12 protein-coding genes, 1 tRNA gene and 1 riboswitch are annotated in these 17,325 nt (G+C 65.9%); of the genes, 7 read left to right on the top strand and 6 right to left on the bottom strand.

The features are described 5' to 3' along the window. The first annotated feature begins 30 nt into the window (after positions 1–30). The 4 genes from ACR4XJ_RS06750 to ACR4XJ_RS06735 all read left to right on the top strand — a co-directional run bounded on the left by ACR4XJ_RS06750 (position 31) and on the right by ACR4XJ_RS06735 (position 5,947). The gene (locus ACR4XJ_RS06750; protein ID WP_434754500.1) at positions 31–1,092 is read left to right on the top strand and encodes a phosphotransacetylase family protein; all 1,062 of its coding nucleotides are present in this window, start codon (positions 31–33) and stop codon (positions 1,090–1,092) included. 14 nt (positions 1,093–1,106) lie between these two features. Continuing rightward, positions 1,107–1,736 carry a LutC/YkgG family protein gene (locus tag ACR4XJ_RS06745; protein ID WP_434754499.1) on the top strand — a complete coding sequence of 210 codons (630 nt, stop codon included), beginning with the start codon at positions 1,107–1,109 and terminating at the stop codon, positions 1,734–1,736. A 4-nt stretch (positions 1,737–1,740) separates the two neighbouring features. Further along, positions 1,741–3,891, top strand: a complete 2,151-nt coding sequence (gene ldhH / locus ACR4XJ_RS06740; RefSeq protein WP_434754498.1) for an L-lactate dehydrogenase (quinone) large subunit LdhH — start codon at positions 1,741–1,743, stop codon at positions 3,889–3,891. 232 nt (positions 3,892–4,123) lie between these two features. Then, the gene (locus ACR4XJ_RS06735; protein ID WP_434754497.1) at positions 4,124–5,947 is read left to right on the top strand and encodes a methyl-accepting chemotaxis protein; all 1,824 of its coding nucleotides are present in this window, start codon (positions 4,124–4,126) and stop codon (positions 5,945–5,947) included. 86 nt (positions 5,948–6,033) lie between these two features. Here the strand turns inward: ACR4XJ_RS06735 and ACR4XJ_RS06730 are convergent, their stop codons facing one another. Then, the gene (locus tag ACR4XJ_RS06730; RefSeq protein WP_434754496.1) at positions 6,034–6,939 is read right to left on the bottom strand and encodes a DUF362 domain-containing protein; all 906 of its coding nucleotides are present in this window, start codon (positions 6,937–6,939) and stop codon (positions 6,034–6,036) included. Positions 6,940–7,064: 125 nt separating this feature from the next. Continuing rightward, positions 7,065–7,985 (bottom strand): rhodanese-like domain-containing protein, encoded by a 921-nt coding sequence (locus ACR4XJ_RS06725; RefSeq protein WP_434754495.1) that lies wholly within the window; start codon positions 7,983–7,985, stop codon positions 7,065–7,067. A 258-nt stretch (positions 7,986–8,243) separates the two neighbouring features. Between ACR4XJ_RS06725 and ACR4XJ_RS06720 the strand changes: the two genes are divergently transcribed. Next, positions 8,244–8,320, top strand: a tRNA-Pro gene (locus ACR4XJ_RS06720). A gap of 73 nt (positions 8,321–8,393) precedes the next feature. Here the strand turns inward: ACR4XJ_RS06720 and ACR4XJ_RS06715 are convergent. Beyond that, entirely contained in the window at positions 8,394–9,683 is a 1,290-nt protein-coding gene (locus ACR4XJ_RS06715) for an acetamidase/formamidase family protein (protein WP_434754494.1), read from the bottom strand. Positions 9,684–9,913: 230 nt separating this feature from the next. Between ACR4XJ_RS06715 and ACR4XJ_RS06710 the strand changes: the two genes are divergently transcribed. After that, positions 9,914–10,924 carry a restriction endonuclease gene (locus ACR4XJ_RS06710; RefSeq protein ID WP_434754493.1) on the top strand — a complete coding sequence of 337 codons (1,011 nt, stop codon included), beginning with the start codon at positions 9,914–9,916 and terminating at the stop codon, positions 10,922–10,924. Positions 10,925–10,940: 16 nt separating this feature from the next. Here ACR4XJ_RS06710 and ACR4XJ_RS06705 read toward each other — a convergent pair whose 3' ends face one another. From ACR4XJ_RS06705 to ACR4XJ_RS06695, 3 genes are all read right to left on the bottom strand, one after another. Beyond that, on the bottom strand, positions 10,941–12,911 hold the full coding sequence (locus ACR4XJ_RS06705; RefSeq protein ID WP_434754492.1) for a response regulator: 1,971 nt from the start codon (positions 12,909–12,911) through the stop codon (positions 10,941–10,943). 296 nt (positions 12,912–13,207) lie between these two features. Further along, positions 13,208–13,597, bottom strand: a complete 390-nt coding sequence (locus tag ACR4XJ_RS06700) for a hypothetical protein (protein WP_434754491.1) — start codon at positions 13,595–13,597, stop codon at positions 13,208–13,210. A gap of 53 nt (positions 13,598–13,650) precedes the next feature. Continuing rightward, positions 13,651–13,727: riboswitch (cyclic di-GMP riboswitch) on the bottom strand. Positions 13,728–13,961: 234 nt separating this feature from the next. Further along, a complete protein-coding gene (locus tag ACR4XJ_RS06695; protein ID WP_434754490.1) occupies positions 13,962–15,275 on the bottom strand; it encodes a S1C family serine protease in 1,314 nt (437 codons plus the stop codon). A gap of 218 nt (positions 15,276–15,493) precedes the next feature. Between ACR4XJ_RS06695 and ACR4XJ_RS06690 the strand changes: the two genes are divergently transcribed. Continuing rightward, positions 15,494–17,272 (top strand): methyl-accepting chemotaxis protein, encoded by a 1,779-nt coding sequence (locus tag ACR4XJ_RS06690; RefSeq protein ID WP_434754489.1) that lies wholly within the window; start codon positions 15,494–15,496, stop codon positions 17,270–17,272. The last annotated feature ends 53 nt before the right edge of the window (positions 17,273–17,325 follow it).

Here is a 17,325-nt window from a genome sequence, read left to right as displayed (position 1 = left end):
CGGCCTTACGTACACACCGGACACACGGACATGGTGGGCATCTACATCGGATCGACGGCGCCCCGGGCAGGCAAGAACCTTGTCTGCATGGCGCTTGGTTTGGCGCTGCGGCAGGCCGGACGCAACGTGGGCTTCATGAAGCCCCTGGGAACGTTGCCCCGGACCGTGGACGAACAGACCGGCGACGAGGACGCGCTTCTGGTGCAGGAAGTGCTGGGCCTTTCCGCCCCGCCCGAGGTGCTCACCCCCGTGATCATGCCCGGCAACATCCGGGCCGCCGCCCTGTCGGGGGGCAACGCGCTGGAGCGCGTGGCCTCGGCCTACGGGGCGCTGTCGCGCGGGCACGACACCATGCTGGTGGGCGGCGCCGGCGCGTTCCTGACCACCGGCAAGGCGCGCGGCGTGGACGGCCCCTCGGTCGTCCGGCGGCTCGACCTCAAGGTGCTGCTGGTGGAACGGTATGCCCACGGCATCGACTACGACGCCGTCCTGTACGCAAAGGAACTGCTGGGAGACGCCCTTGCGGGCGTTCTGTGCAACGACGTGCCCGAAAGCTACCTGCGCGACGCCGAGGAGGTGCTGGTCCCGTTCCTTGCGGAACGGGGCGTGCCCGTGCTCGGCATCGTGCCCAGCGACCCGCTCCTCAACGCCATCAAGGTGTCGGAGCTGGCGCACCGCCTGGGCGGGCGCATGGTCTCGGGCACGGCGCGGGCCGGCCGCATCGTGGACGGGTTCCTCATCGGCACCATGCAGGTGGAGAACTTCATGGCCCACTTCCGGCGGCACGCCAACTGCGCAACCATCGTGGGAGGAGACCGGACGGACCTGCAACTCGTCGCGCTGGAGGGGCAGTGCCCTTGCCTGGTCCTGACCGGAAACATCCCCCCCGATGAGATCATACGCGCCAGGTCAGAGGCGCTGGGGGTCCCGGTGATCGTGGTCCGCGAGGACACCTACGCCGTGGCCCGGAAGATGGAAGAGATCCTGAACAGCCAGAAGCTGCGCGAACTGGTCAAGATACGCCGCGGGGCCGACCTCGTGGCGCATGCCCTGGACCTCGCGCGGCTGACGGCGCAACTCGGCATTCAGTAAAAGGGAGAGTACTGATGAGTGCTACCAATGACCTTGCCCGGCTCATGCGTGAGAAGGCCGAGGCGGTCGCCGCCACCGTGGTGGAACTGAAGGACCTGAAAGAGGCCTTCGCCTACGTCCTCGACGTCTGTGACAAGAAGGAAGCCTGCCAGCTGCTGGTTTCCGGTTGCGAGGAGAAACTTTCGGACAAGGCCGAAGCCCTGTGCGAAACCAAGCAGGAAAAGGTCGTGGCCGCGCCCAACCTTTCCGACAAGGAATACGCCACGTTCTCGGCCCTGTGCGCCAAGCGCGGCGTGAAGTGCATCCGCGACGGCCTGCGCGGCCATCTCGCGGGCATCGACATCGGCGTGGCCCATGCCGACATGGGCATCGCCGAAACCGGCACCTGCGTCATCGACTCCACCAGCGAGGAACTGCGCCTGTCCTCCATGATCAGCGAAATCCACATGGCCATCCTGCCCAAATCGCGCATCAGGGCCACGGCCTTCGACGCCGAGCGGGAGGTCAACGCGCTGATCAACACCGGTACGCCGCGCTACACCGCGTTCATCACCGGGGCCAGCCGCACCGCCGACATCGAGCGCGTGCTGGCCATCGGCGTGCACGGGCCGCTGGAACTGCACATCCTGATGCTGGAGGACTAAGTCGATGCAGACCGCCAAGACCCTGAAAGAATACCGCAAGGAACTGCGCGAATCCCTGGACAACGAGTTCTTGCGCGAGGCCATGGACAAGTTCGCCACGGCCTACCCCGTGGGCCGCGCCAACGCCTTCCGCGGGCTGGACGAAAAGGCCCTGATCGCCGAAGTGGCCGACGCCAAGGACGCCGCCGCCCGCAACATGGACGGGCTGTTCGCCCAGTTCAAGGCAGAGGCCGAGAAGCGCGGCGTCAAGGTGCACATGGCCAAGGACGCCGACGAGGCCAACGAGATCATCGCCCGCATCGCCAAGAACGCGAACTGCAAGAAGATCGTCAAGTCCAAGTCCATGACGGCGGAAGAAACGCTGCTCAACCACCGCCTGGAGGAAGACGGCCTCGAAGTCATCGAGACCGACCTTGGCGAGTGGATCATCCAGCTGCGCCATGAAGGGCCGACCCACATGGTCATGCCCGCCATCCACCTTTCCCGCTACCAGGTGGCCGACCTCTTCTCCGAGGTGACCAAGCAGAAGCAGGAAGTGGACATCCAGCGCCTGGTCAAGGTGGCCCGGCGTGAACTGCGCCAGCACTTCGCCACCGCCGACATGGGCATCTCGGGCGCCAACTTCGCCATCGCCGAATCGGGCACCATCGGCCTGGTCACCAACGAAGGCAACGGCCGCCTGGTCACCACCCTGCCCCGCGTGCACGTGGCCCTGTGCGGCCTGGACAAGCTGACCCCCAGCCTGAACGACGCGCTGAAGACGCTGCGGGTGCTGCCCCGCAACGCCACCGGCCAGATCATCACCTCGTACGTCACCTGGATCACCGGGGCCAACGAGTGCAAGGCCGCTGCCGACGAGAAGAAGGAAATGCACATCGTGTTCCTGGACAACGGCCGCCGCGCCCTGGCCCAGGACCCGCTGTTCTCGCAGGTGATGCGCTGCGTGCGCTGCGGCGCGTGCGCCAACGTGTGCCCGGTGTACCGCCTGGTGGGCGGCCACAAGATGGGCCACATCTACATCGGGGCCATCGGCCTCATCCTCACCTACTTCTTCCACGGCAAGGACAAGGCCCGCAACCTGGTGCAGAACTGCATCAACTGCGAAGCCTGCAAGAGCATCTGCGCGGGCGGCATCGACCTGCCCCGCCTGATCAAGGAAATCCGCGCCCGAATCAGCGAGGAAGACGGCGCGCCCGTGGAAGCCACCCTGCTCGGCAAGGTGATGAAGAACCGCAAGCTCTTTCACACCCTGCTGCGCTTCGGCAAGTACGCCCAGAAGCCGGTCACCGGCGGCACCCCGTACCTGCGCCACCTGCCGCAGATATTCATGAAGGAACACGGGTTCCGCGCCCTGCCCGCCATCGCGGACAAGGCATTCCGCGACGACTGGGAAACCATCCGTCCCCGCGTGGCCGACGCCAAGCTGCGCGTGGGCCTGTTCTCGGGCTGCGTGCAGGACTTCGTCTACCCCGAGCAGATGAAGGCCGCCGTGAAGGTGCTGGCCTCGCGCGGGGTGGACATGGAGTTCCCCATGGACCAGAGCTGCTGCGGCCTGCCCGTGCAGATGATGGCCGAACGCCAGGCCACCATCGACGTGGCGCGCCAGAACGTCATGGCGTTCGACGCGGCCAGGTACGACTACATCCTCACCCTGTGCGCCTCGTGCGCCTCGCACCTGAAGGAAGGCTACCCCAAGATTCTCGCGGGGCAGCCGGACATGACCAGCAAGGTGAAGCTGTTCGCCTCCAAGGTCATCGACTTCAGCTCCTTCGTCCATGACGTGCTGGGCATGACCGCCGACGACTTCAAGGGCAAGGGCGAGAAGGTGGCCTACCACGCCTCGTGCCACCTGTGCCGTGGTCTCGGCGTGGTGGAACAGCCCCGCGCGCTCATCGCCTCTTCCGGCTCGGAATACTGCCAGGCCCAGGAAGAAGCGGTGTGCTGCGGCTTTGGCGGCACCTTCTCCGTGAAGTTCCCGGAACTGTCCAAGGAACTGCTGGACAAGAAGCTGAACAACGCCGAAGCCACCGGCGCCACCCGCATGGTGGCCGACTGCCCCGGCTGCATCATGCAGATCCGCGGCGGCGCGGAAAAGCGCGGCAGCCGCATGAAGGTCGGCCACATCGCCGAACTGCTGGCCGAAAACCTGAAGTAGGCATGCGTCCCGACGCTCAGTGACAATCGGGGGCCGTTTCCGCTGCTGGCGGGAACGGCCCCTTGCATTTCCCGGGGTCGGCGCGGGCAGCGTCTTTTCCGGGTGAAATCACTAACTCTCTTTGCAAGAGCGCCACGTCGGTATACTATTGTCCCAAACCTGTCTCCGGGGGCAGGCCCTGCTGCGGCCACACTGGCGGCGGGCAACTTGCGCGGACATTCAAGGGGGTCGCATGTTCAGGAATTTCTCCATCGGCGCGCGCGTCATCGCGCTGCTCGTGTTCATGGTGCTGTTCGTGGCGGGTGTCGTCGCCGCTTTCGTGACCACCATCGGCACCGTCCGGGACCACGGCGTCACCGAGACCCAGCGGGTGATGCTGGAAGAGGAAAAGGCCAAGTTGCAGGTGGCCACCCACACCATCGCCCAGGCGCTGGGCCAGTTGCTGGCCGACGTGCCCGTCGAGGCAGGCGAAACCGCGCGCATCGAGACGGTGCGCAAGGCCATCGACACCATCCGCTTCGAGAAGGACCAGTCCGGGTACTATTTCGTCTATCAGGGCACCACCAACGTGGCCCTGCCCCCCAACAAGAGCGTGCACGGCAAGGACCTTGCCGAAACCAAGGACAAGAACGGGGTGTACTTCGTGCGCGAGCTGTCGCAGCGCGCGGCAGCGGGCGGGGGGTTCGTGGAATACATCTTCCCCAAGCCGGGCAAGGGCGACCAGCCCAAGCTGGCCTATTCCGAAATGATTCCGGGCACCAGGTTCTGGATCGGCACCGGAGTGTACATCGACAACATCGACGAGGCCAGGGCAGCCATCAACGACACGCTGGAGGGCCTCGCCGACAAGGCCCTGACCTGGCAGCTTTCGGTCATGGCGGCGATCCTGCTCCTGGTCGTCATACCCGTCTGTATCATGCTCATCGCGTCGATCGTGCGTCCGTTGCGCGAAGCCACGGCGGCGGCGCAGGCCGTGGCCGAAGGCAACCTTGAGGTGCGCATCGAAGCCAGGGGCCGCGACGAGGTTTCCGCCTTGCAGGCGGCGCTGAACACCATGGTGGCCACGCTCAAGAACAACATCGCCGACATCACCGAAAAGCAGCGCGAGGCGGGCCGCCAGGCCGACGCCGCGCACGCCTCCACCCGGCAGGCGGAAGAGGCCATGGCCAAGGCCGCCGTGGCCACCAAGGAGGGCATCCTTTCCGCCGCCGAACGGCTGGAGGGCGTGGTGCGCGCCATCGACCACGCGGCGGAGGACATCTCGCGCCGGTCAGAGGAGATCAGCCGGGGCACCGACACCCAGATGGCCCGCATCAACGAGACCGCCACGGCCATGGAGGAAATGAACGCCACGGTGCTGGAAGTGGCCCGCAACGCGGGCCGCGCCGCCGACCAGACCGAGGCTTCGCGCGCCAAGGCCGACGAGGGCTCGGGCATGGTCGGCCAGACCGTGAAGGCCATGCAGGACCTGAAGGGGCTGGCCGGAAACCTCAAGGACAACATGCACCGGCTGGGCCAGCAGTCCGAGGCCATCGGCCACGTGATGAACGTGATCAACGACATCGCGGACCAGACCAACCTGCTGGCGCTGAACGCCGCCATCGAGGCGGCCCGCGCCGGGGATGCCGGACGCGGCTTCGCCGTGGTGGCCGACGAGGTGCGCAAGCTGGCGGAAAAGACCATGGGCGCCACCAAGGAAGTGGGCGACTCCATCAAGGCCATCCAGGACCTGGCCCGCACCAACGTGACGGGCATGGACGACGCGGTCACCGCCATCGACGGCGCGGCGCGCCTTTCCGGCAGTTCGGGCGAGCTGTTGCAGCAGATCGTGACCATGGCCCACGACGCCGCCGGGCAGGTGCAGGCCATCGCCACGGCGGCCGAGGAACAGTCCGCCGCCAGCGAAGAGATCACCCGTTCCGTGGAAGAGATCGACCGCATCGCCCGCGAGAACGGCACGCTGGTCAACGCCACCAACACCGACCTGCGCAACCTGGCCGACCAGGCCGCCGAACTGCGCCGCCTGATCGAGGGCATGAAGAAGGAAGCAGCGTAAAGGACGCCGCGTCATCCCGCGGCACCTGCGGACGGCGGGGGGCACAGCACCTGTGGACGGCGGGGCGTGCGCCCGTCACACGCCGGTCACGACCGCCACGCCGCCCACAGGCGGCGCACGGTGCTGCGCAGCAGCGTGCCGGGGCGGAAGCTCATGGGCTTGAGCACGCCCGGCACCTCGAACCCGCGCGCGTCGAAGGCGTCGGGCGTCTCGCGCACAAGGTCCGCTTCGCCGGGCAGCGCGCCGGGCGCGCCGCGCCGCGTCAGTTCCGCCCACAGGGGCACCTGGGCGGGCGTCAGGCCCAGCAGCCCGCAGATCACGGAATCCAAGGCCACGCCGGACGCCGAGGCCCCGACGAGCCCGAGGGGGTACGGTTTGCCGGAGCCGGGTCCGGTGACGTGCATGGCCTCCACCCCGTCCAGCAGGGCGGCCGTGGGCGGCAGCGCCGCCGCCACCTCCACCAGCGCGCCCTCGAAACGGTGGCCCCGGTCGCCGTGGCGGGTGTGCACGAACGCCTTGCGCACGCCGGGCACGCAGCCGAAGAGGTTCTTCACCGCCAGGGTCACGCGCATCTGGCTGTGCGCCTTCAGGCGCGGCACGCTGAGCACGCCGTCCGCCTCCAGCGCGCGGCGGGCAACGCCGATGGACCCGCCGAACGACAGGGGCACCTGCACCGCGTCGTCCAGCGGAACGACGGACAGGCCGAGGGGGCGCAGGGATTCCGCGAGGCCGATGGCCTCCGCCACGCCGCGCGCCGTGCCGAAGCCCGGCGAATCGGCCACGGTGAGGGCGCAGCCGTGGTCCAGCAGCCACGCGCAGGCGGCGCGCACCACCTGCGGATGCGTGCAGCTGAGCGCCGGGGCGGCGCGCAGCAGGTTGGGCTTCACCAGCACGCGGCCGCGCGGCGGCGTCCAGCCGGAGGCGTCCAGCGCCTCGGCCACGGCGCGTTGCACGCGGCCGGGGTCGTAGTCCCGGCAACGCAGCAGGACCACGGGAATGGGAGGGACGGCCGTGACGGTCCCATCCGCCCGCCGGGGGGCAGGCAGGGGAACGGGCGGGCCGGATTGATCGAACGGGCCGGGTTGGCGAGGCGGGTCCGGACGCCGGGCATCGTGGCTCACCGGGCCTCCCCGTCTGCGGAAAAGGTGGCGATCTGGTCGATAATCATGCGGGCGTGGGTCTTTTCCTGCGTGGCCAGGTCCAGGAAGGCCCGTTCCGCAAGGCCCCCCAGGCCGCTGCCGCGCCGGGCCTCGTCGGCCAGGGTGCGGTACAGGTCGTAGGCGTTCATTTCCACTTCCAGCGCCAGTTCGGCGATGTCCAGACAGTCGCCGCTGGCGGCGTCGCGCACCCACGGGTCAAGGTCGGCCACGGCCATGCCGCCTTCCAGCACGCGGCCTTCCAGCGCAGCGAACAGCTCGTCGAAGGGCGGCAGCGGGCCGCGCGTGGCGTCGGCGTGGGCGTCCGCGTCCCAGCGCTGCGCAAGGTGGTGGTAGACCACCTTGGCATGGGCCAGTTCCACCCCGATCAGCCGGTCCATCAGCGCGCACACGGCGGGCTTCGGCCCGGCGTCGCGCACGCGGGTGTACAGCAGGTGGGCGGCCTTTTCCATGTCCAGCGCGCGGCGCAGCAGTTCGACCATGCTGCGCACCCCGGCGAACACCTGGACGCGCGGGCTGTCGGCCACGGCCTGCCCGGTCCACGCATTCAGGCCGCCCGTCAGGCTCAGGATGCGCCCGCCTCCCGTGCCTGGGGACGGCGCGGCAAACACGCCGCTTTCCGCCGCCATCACCGCCGCCGCCGCGGACCGCCCGCCGCTGCGGCAGTAGAAGACGTGGTCCTGCGCCGGGTCCAGCGTGGACAGCAGGGTGGCCAGTTCGCCCACGGGCACCAGCCGCGCGCCGGGGATGTGCTCCTGCCGGTATTCCTCGGGCTGGCGCACGTCCACCAGCACGTAGCTGCCTTCCGGCCGGGAGGCCATGTAGTCGCGCAGGGCCTGCGGCGAAACGAGTTCGATGGGGACGCGGGGCGATGGGCTCATGGTGTGCCTCCTGCGGATGGATGCGACGGGAGTGACGCGGGGCCGGACGGACACGGGCGGCGGCGCGACAGCGCGATAGGGGCGCGTGCCGCCGCCCTGCCGCCATTGTACCCGACATGGCCGCGCCCGCAAGGGCATCGTGCCCGGCAGGCCATCCCGCCCTCGCCTTCTCCCCCTTTCCCGCCTTTTCGCGCGCTTTCGGCCCACTTTCATGTTGACAGCACCGGCCACCGGGGCTACACACCTTTTCTCGCGTGTCGGGATGTAGCGCAGCCTGGGAGCGCACCTGAATGGGGTTCAGGGGGTCGGAGGTTCAAATCCTCTCATCCCGACCAGCTTGGACACGCAAAGGCCGTCGGTCGCAAGACCGGCGGCCTTTTTCGTTTCGGCGGGAAATCGTATGGCCGCCTACAGGCCGTACTGCGCGCGGATCAGTTCGTACACGCCCTTTTCGCGCAGGGCGGCCACCGGCGCGAGGAACGTGGCGGTGACCGTGCCGGGCGCGCGGCCGATCTGGATGTTGCCGGTGATGGTGGCGCGGTTCATCACTTCCGGCACCGGGCAGCCCAGGAATTCCGCCGCGCGGGCCAGGGCGCAGGCCGTGGCCTCGTTGAGGGTGGGGCCGGTGCCCACGAAGGAGATGGGCGCCGATTCCTCCAGTTGCACGCCCCACGCGTCCGCCTCTTGCCGGGCCTGACGCTTCTCGTCCTCGCTCAGGGGGCGGGCCAGCAGGGGCAGGTCGTCGTGCACCGGCAGGATGATGGGGCCGCCGCAGGTCACGCCCTTCAGCACCGAGACCTGCATGGTGATGACCCCGGCCACGTCGGCGGTGTGCCCCGCGATTTCGCCATCGCCCTGCATGGCGTGCATGTCGCCCACGTACACCCCGCCGCCGGGCACCCGCACCGGCGCGATGAGCACGGCCCCGGCGCGCACGCGGTTGATGTCCATGTGCCCATCGGTGACGTCGGCCAGTTGTTCCGGGGTAATGGCATATTCATGCGGCGCGCCCACCAGGAACGAGCCGAAGTCGCGCGCGTTGTGCGAATCGGGAATCTGCCGGGTGGGCATGACGCCAAGCTGCCCCACGAAGGGAATCATGCGGCTGACCACGCCGGGGATGTCGCTGGGCGCAAGGGCCACCACCGGGTTCTGGATGGAGTTGTCCGGCGTGCACATGTAGTCCCTGGCGTTGGCGGCCACCCGTTCGGCGGCGGCCTTGTTCAGGGTGACGCCAAGGGTGCCCTGCTCGTTGAAGGCGATGGTGTAGCCGTTGGTGAAGGCGAAGGGCGCGGCCGATGCGCCGCATTCCGCGCAGCGGATGCAGTCCGGCCCGCAGCCTTCCACGCAGGTATTCTCGTACAGCGCGCCGCACTGCGGACACTTGCCCGCCACGTAGGGGTCGCCCAGGCAGCGTTCCGCGAACATGCTGTCGTTGCCGGACGCCGTGACCCGCGAGGTGACCAGGATGGACAGGATGCGGATGGCGATGGAATCGCCGGGCTCCGCGCCCTGGACGAAGACCGGCTGCGTCACCTCGTGCCCGCCCCGGATGGCGGGGGTGAGCATGGGGCCCCAGCAGCCCGGAGCCGTGTTGGCGACGATGATGCCGCCGTCTTCCACCGGCCCGAGCATGGCAACATCCGGGCCGAGGATGCCATTGGTGAAGGTGTTGACGAAGACTGTCCTGTTCGCCACGAGCGTTCTCCTTTTCTAGAGGTGGAGGTACCGCAGAGGGACTGGACAGAGCCTAAGCACGTTGCGGCGCGAATGGCCAGTGCCGGGAATGGGAGTGGCGCTTGCTTGCCAAAATTCCACACCAAATATAAAAATTAAAAAGATATAACGCCGAGCAAAACGTACATAGTCATCGAAAAATACAGTATTAAAGCCACAACATTGAACAAAACCAACGAGTAGGAGCGTCTATGGCCATTATAATTTCCGCATCTGAACTCGCTTCTTCTACGAGTGAAATTGTTGGATACAAATCAGGATTAGCTCTTTCACTTCGTGAAATGAAAAATTTGATTCACGAATATGATTCTGCATCACTATTAAACAGATCTGGAACAATAAGAATATACCCGGAAGAATTTGAGCAGCTTATCGCAGATTTATTATTTCGTGTCGGGAATATTCCTAGCAACAGCACAATTCCACAAGATATCGCATTTTATCATAAAATTAAAAATAATCCTAAAAAGCTTCGCGTATTTCAGAACGTACAAAGGGAATTTATATCTTTCATGACGACAAGTCTCAACACAAAAAAAAACATAAAAGATAATAAAATAAACCCTACATCATTCCTAATTTCATCTGCGAGTCATGGAAAATTTGGCCTAGAATGTGCTATGACACTGTTGGAAAGTGTGAACCACAAAATTCACATTAGCCCATGGAATAGTATCAGAAGACAAGAATACAGGTCCTCGATTGAATTATCAGATTTATTTAAAAGCTCATCGCTAGAAGCAGAATTTGGAAACTTCATTGATCAAAGATTCATTGATTTCCTAAGTAATAATTTTGGATCTATAGACTCTATGCACTGGAGAAAATTTGAAGGCCTCACCGCAGAATTTTTCGATAGAAATGGCTTTGATGTTATCATGGGGCCTGGAAGCGATGATGGCGGCGTTGACATTCGTGTATATAAAAAATCACAATTAAAAACAGACCCCGCAACGATACTTATACAATGCAAGAGAAGCAAATCAAAAATCCAAAAAGCCATTGTTAAATCTCTATGGGCAGACGTCATGTATGAAAATGCTGAATCAGGACTCATTGTCACTACATCGGCAATAGCACCAGGGGCACGTAATGATTGCATTGCAAGAGGCTATCCTATCCATGAGGCCAACAGAGAAACAATAAGAGCATGGCTTACCCAGATGAAAACACCCGGAAAAGGTGTATTCATGGGGGAATAATCGAAAACATCCGTCCTCAACACACCTGCCTTTTTCTTCTCGCGCACTCTATCTCCTCCACAAGGTCGGTCATGTCGAAGGGCTTGGCCACATAGCCGTCCAGACCGGCGGCCAGAAAGCGTTCGCGGTCGCCCGCCATGGCGGCGGCCGTCACGGCCAGGATGGGGATGTCCCGCTTGTCCGCAAAACGGGGCGAGGTGCGGATGGTCCCGGTGGCGGTGATGCCGTCGGTATTGGGCATGTGGATGTCCATCAGCACCACGTCCACCTCTTCGGCGGCCAGCCGGGCCAGCGCGTCGTCGCCGTCCACGGCCAGGATCACGCGGTACCCGGCCTTTTGCAGCAGCCGCTGGCCCACCATGCGGGTGGTGGCGTCGTCTTCCGCCAGCAGCACGCGCACCGGCGCGCCGTCCTGCGGAGGGGGCGGGCGGTCCGCCGCCTCCGGCGGCAGTTCGCAGCGCTCCCCCTTGCGGAAGGGCAGGGTCACGTAGAACGCGGTGCCGCGCCCTTCCTCGCTGTCCACGCAGAGGGTGCCGCCCAGCAGCACCACCAGCCGCCGCACGATGGAAAGCCCCAGCCCCGCGCCCTGGTGCCGCCGCACGTATGAACTGTCGCCCTGGGCGAACGGGTCGAAGATGCTGTCCAGCAGGGCGTCGGGTATGCCCTTGCCGGTGTCCTCCACCGTGAACAGGATGCCCATCCCGCCCCCGGCCGCACCGTTCCCGCCCGTACCGCTCCCGTTGGCCCCCGCCCGACCCGCCGTGCCCGCCTTTCCGGGCAGCGGCGACATGTGCAGGCGCACCCCGCCCCGCTCGGTGAACTTCAGCGCGTTGCCCACCAGGTTGAACAGTATCTGGCGGGTCTTGCCCTCGTCGCCCAGCACGGTTTCCGGCAGGCCGGGGTCCATGTGCACGTCCAGCGCAAGGCCGCGCGTGCGCAGTTCGAACTGGAACAGTTCGCGCACGGCATCGCCCAGCCGCGCCACGTCGAAGGGGTCGTGGGCCACGGGCATGCGGCCCGCCTCCACGCGCGACAGGTCCAGCAGGTCCGACAGCAGGTGCGTCAGCCGTTGCGACGAGCGGATGGCCAGATTCACGTATCCGGCGTGCTCCGGGTCGGCCAGGTCCGCCTTCAGCAGTTGCAGCGCGCCAAGTATGCCGTTGAGCGGGGTGCGTATTTCGTGGCTCATGTTGGCCAGGAACAGGCTTTTGGTCTCGCTGGCGATGTTGGCCTGGCGGTTGGCCGCGATCAGTTCGCGCTCCACGCGCTTGCGCTCGGTGATGTCCTGGATGGTGCCGTAGATGCGGTGGCGCTCGGCGTCGTACTTGGCGCGCGACTGGATGTCGGCGATGCTCCCGTCCGATGGGCGGCGGATCTTGAACTCCATGTCGTAGTTCCCGCTACGGCCGACCAGGTCGTGCAGGGCCGCGTCCAGCTCGGGGCGGTATTCCGGCAGGGGGACGGCCTTCACGGCCTCGAAGGTGTCGCAGCCATCCGGTATGCCGTAGATGCGCCGGGCGCCCTCGGAGGTGCACAGGCTGCCGGTGCGCAGGTCCACCTCCCAGTTGCCAATGCCCGCCACCAGTTCGGCCCGGCGCAGGCGCGCCTCGCTTTCGCCCAGTTGCTGGCTCTTGGCGCGCAACTTCTCCAGCATGCGTTCGTTGCGGCTTTGCAGGTACGAAACCAGCAGCGAGACCACCGGCATGGTCAGCAGAAAGACCAGCATCCGGCTGACGCTGGATTCCGGGTAGACGAACGTGGCGAATTCGGTGGACCAGGTGAGCAGCACGTACGCGAAGGACAGGCCCACGCTGGCAAGACCCGACGCGTGGCCGCCAAGGTACGCCGCCAGCACGATGGCCACCACGAACAGCAGCACCGGATTGTGCACCTGCACCCCGTGGCGGGACAGGAAAAACAGCGCCAGCGCCGTGACCGCCGTAAGCAGCGGGCCTGCCAGAACCAGGACAGTCTTGCTGGACCTCACGATTCCCCCCGTGTGCCGGACGGCGGCATTCGCCCCGCACGTGATGCCCCGCACGTGATGCCCAGAACAGGGCAGACAGGACGGGGCAGACACGGCGGGGCCGGTACGACGGGACGCCGCGGCAATGCCTGTGCAATACCCCGGAGCGGCCCCGCCCGGCAATAAGTCTAGAAAAATTTTAACATGCGGGCAGGACGGAGAGACCGGCCGGACAAGGAAGGGACGGACCGGCCGGAATGGCAGGCACGCAGCGAAATGGGGCGGGATGGGGCGGGGGGGGCCAGGGTGGAGCCGGATCAGCTGAAGCGGGCGGTGACCTGCTTGCCCATGTTCAGCACGCAGTAGGCGATGCAGCTTACCGATTCCGCGGCAAGGCGCAGGCTGTCCTGCAAGACGCAGGCGGATGCATGGTGGTCGGGGCCGGGCTGGCAGCGACGCGTCATCAGCAGGGAAGGCACACCGTTTCTGGTGAGACTGTCGTGCAGGGTAGCGCGGTCCGCATCGTTCTCTATGGCGGCCACGTCCACCAGTGCGAAATCGAAGCGGTGCGTGTCCAACGCGGGCAGGGCGTCCTCCACCCCGCGCACCACGAAGGCTTCCGCGCCGCGCTTGCGCAGTTCCCACTCGCACATGAACGCGGACATGGGATTGCGGTCGATGACCAGAACGAAAACGCCCGCCAGCATATCCCCCCCAAGGGATCATTGCCACGGGCCGCGCGGACGCACTGCTCTCCGATACAGGCAACCCGGCTGTCTCTGCGCGAGATCCGTGGCTTTCCGTCCCCGCTTCGCAACGGGTTTGGCTTTCATATATGTACAGGAGTGACCCACCATGAAGAATGTGTCAATGTGCCACGCCGAGCACACAAGTACGTGGCGCATTGCTTTATGGAATCATTTCAGCCTGTTCGTCATCCACCACCATGCCCCTCCCTATCACCCTACCTATAAAATACAGGCTCCGCCTAGTCGCTGTATCGGTATGGCAATGGATGCGGGGCAGGGATGATGTGCCCCCCTTCACGCCGACGGCCCGCGCGGCCCCGCATCAGGGCGTGGTGGGAATGCCCAGCTTTTTCAGGGCGTCGGCGATGGGGATGATATTGGTCACATCCATGTCCTCGCCGGAATTGGAAAGTCCGGTGGATACGCTAAGCCCCACAAGGTGCCCATTCTTGTCCACAACAGGCCCACCACTGTTGCCACCAAAAATATATGCATCGCTTTGCAGCAGCCTTCCCTGCGTATACATTCGGTATCCACTTGCTATCCCGCGAGATATTGACCCCTGAAAAAACTCGTCCCCCGGCGCGCCCACGGGAAACACCTCGTCCCCGGTGGCCACGTCCGTCAGTTGCAGGTACAGAGGCCGCAACCCTTCCATGTCGGCCTTCAGCAGGGCCACGTCGCGGCGCTGGTCGCGCGCCACCACCCGGACCACCACCGAAGCTCCGTTCTGGAAGCGCACCCGCACCCGTTCCGCCTCTTCCACCACGTGGTAGTTGGTCAGCATGTAGCCGTCGCCGGTGATGACGAAGCCCGAGCCATGCCCGCCCCCCACCTGCACCAGCACGGCGGAGTTGCGCACGCTGTCCAGCGGCACGCGCGGCGTGTCCGGCCCGGCCACCTGCACGCGCACGTCGGCCAGCATGGGCCGGGCAGCCTCCTGCCCCTGCGTCAGTTGCGGCGTCATATACGCCGAGCCGTCGGGCATGGCGACCAGCTTGCGGAACTCTTCGTCCGCCAGCAGACCCCGCGCCGCGTGGGCAAAGGTGATGCGCAGCACTTCGGCGGAGCCGCCGTCCATGGCCGAATCCAGCTTGCCGTACCCGGTGGTGGTACGGCGCAGCACCACCTGGCGGTCCACCGTCGAATAGACCTCCCAGTCCACCACCATGTTGGCCTCGCCCTTGCTGGGCAGGGGATTGCCCCAATCCGCCAGGGGAAAGCAGATGTTCCGGCGCAGTTCGGAGATATTCCCCCCTATCCACAGTTCGGCGCGCGAACGGCCGGGATCATCGAACAGGGTGCGCGGGTTGCCGGTCACCCTGAAGCCATTGTTGGTGGCCTCGTCATTGAAGACTTCCAGCAGTTCATCGTCCCGCAAATCGTAGCGCACCCCGTCGGACGCCCCCACTTTCTGCGGAACGCAAAAAGTGTCGTAGGCCACCGTGGTGGTCACCTCACCCCGGCGCGACTTCTGGGTCAGCTTCTGTATGGAGATGGCCCGGATCTTGGCGCCCAGTTCGAAGGATTGCAGGTCGGGCTCGGGCACGGGGTCCACCCGCAGTTTCTTCATGCAGCCGGCAAGCGGCAGACAGGACAGCAGGAGCAGGCAGACGAGGATGCTACGGCAGCGCATGGGTCCTCCGCTGGGGGTATGGGGTCGCGCATTGCACCACACTTCGCCTTGCCGTTCAAGATGGCCGGTACGGACGGGACCGCAAGGGCCTGCGCGCAGGCGCATGCGGCATGCGCTCTTTGGTTCGTCAATCCCTGTTGTTTATACTTGCCTGCGGTCCCGGATTCCGTGCTAGGCTTGCGGGGAACCTCATCACTCCGCAACATGCGAGGGCCACCATGAAATTTCTCCGCCAGTTCGGCATCACCACCCGTCTTGTCGTCCTCTCGCTGCTGGCGTTCTTCTTCATCGGCGCCGCGGGCACGGCAGGCTGGATGGGTGCGCGGATCATCCAGCAGAACCTGAAGGACGTCTCCAACATCCGCCTGCCGAGTCTGAACTACCTGATACAGGCCGACCGCGACCTGCAACAGCTGCTGGTGGCGGAACGGTCGCTGCTGTTCGCGGACCCCGCGGACAGGAAGGCCATCGACAGGCTGAAGAAGGAATACGAGGACAACCTGCGGCAGTCGGACGAGCGCTGGAACAAGTACAAGAACCTGCCCCTCGACGACGCGGCCAGGCCGCTCGTTCCGCAGTACGACGCGGCCCGCACCACGTGGATGCCCCTTTCGCGCGCGGTGGTGGACGCCGCTCTTTCCGGCGACCCGGCGGCCCGCCAGAGGGCCGCCCTTGCCTCGCTGGGCGAGGTGGGCGTGAAGTTCGAGGCCATGCGCGAGGTCATCAACCAGCTGACCGAAATCATCGAGCAGGCCGCCAGGGAAGACAACGCCGAGGCCGACGCCAGCTACGGCGACACCATGTACCGGCTGGCGGGGGCCACCATCCTCGCGCTGCTGGTGCTGGCCGGGTTCTCCATCGCCATCACCCGGTCGGTCACCGTGCCGCTGAAGCGCACCGTGGCCTATTCCGAGGCCGTCTCACGCGGGGCGCTGGAGGAATGTCTGACCGTGGACGCCCGCGACGAGGTGGGCGTGCTGACCGAATGCCTGTGCCGCATGGTGGCCGCGCTGAGGGACAAGATCGGCGAGGCCGACGCCCGTTCGGCGGAGGCCCGCGAGGAATCGGAGCGGGCCCGGCTGGCCTCGGCGGAAGCGGAGACGGCCCGCCGCCATGCGGAATCGGCCAGGCGCGAAGGGTTGTTGCAGGCGGCGGACACCCTGACCGGCGTCACCGGCGTGCTCGGCTCCGCCTCCGAGGAACTGGCCGCGCAGATCGAACAGGCCAGCCGGGGCGCGGAACACCAGATGCAGCGCGTGTCCGAGACCGCCACGGCCATGGAGCAGATGAACGCCACGGTGCTCGAGGTGGCGCGCAGCGCCGGTGAAGCCGCGGGCGCGGCGGAAAGCGCGCGCGACAAGGCCGTGAACGGCCAGGACGTGGTGCGCCAGGTGGTGGCGGGCATCGGGCAGGTGCAGCAGACCGCCGACCAGCTCAAGGACGACATGGCCGAACTGGGCCGCCAGGCCGAGGACATCGGCCGGGTGATGACCGTGATCAACGACATCGCCGACCAGACCAACCTGCTGGCGCTGAACGCCGCCATCGAGGCGGCCCGCGCCGGGGATGCCGGGCGCGGCTTCGCCGTGGTCGCCGACGAGGTGCGCAAGCTGGCCGAAAAGACCATGCTGGCCACCAGGGAGGTGGGGCAGGCCATCTCGGGCATCCAGGGCGGCACCCGCCGCAACGTGGGCCACGTGGAGGAGACGGTGCGCCACGTGCAGGAGGTGACCCGCCTGGCCACCGAATCGGGCGAATCGCTGGGGGGCATCGTGAACCTGGCCGCCTCGGTGTCCGACCAGGTGCGGTCCATCGCCACGGCCAGCGAGGAGCAGTCCGCCGCCAGCGAGGAGATCAACCGGTCCATCGAGGACATCAGCCGGGTTTCGGCGGAATCGGCCGAGGTGATGCGCCAGTCCGCCTCGGCCGTGGCCGACCTGGCCCAGCAGTCGCACGTGTTGCAGGAGTTGATCCGCAAGATGCGCGAAGAGGGGTAGGGCTTCCCTCGCGGCACCGGGAACGAGACGCCTTTCCGCGTCCCGCCGGGGCG

The sequence above is a fragment of the Nitratidesulfovibrio sp. D1 genome (assembly GCF_051133415.1).
Taxonomy (GTDB): domain Bacteria; phylum Desulfobacterota; class Desulfovibrionia; order Desulfovibrionales; family Desulfovibrionaceae; genus Cupidesulfovibrio.
The sequence above is the reverse complement of the archived record's forward strand: the minus strand, read 5'-3'. Positions and strand labels throughout refer to the sequence as shown.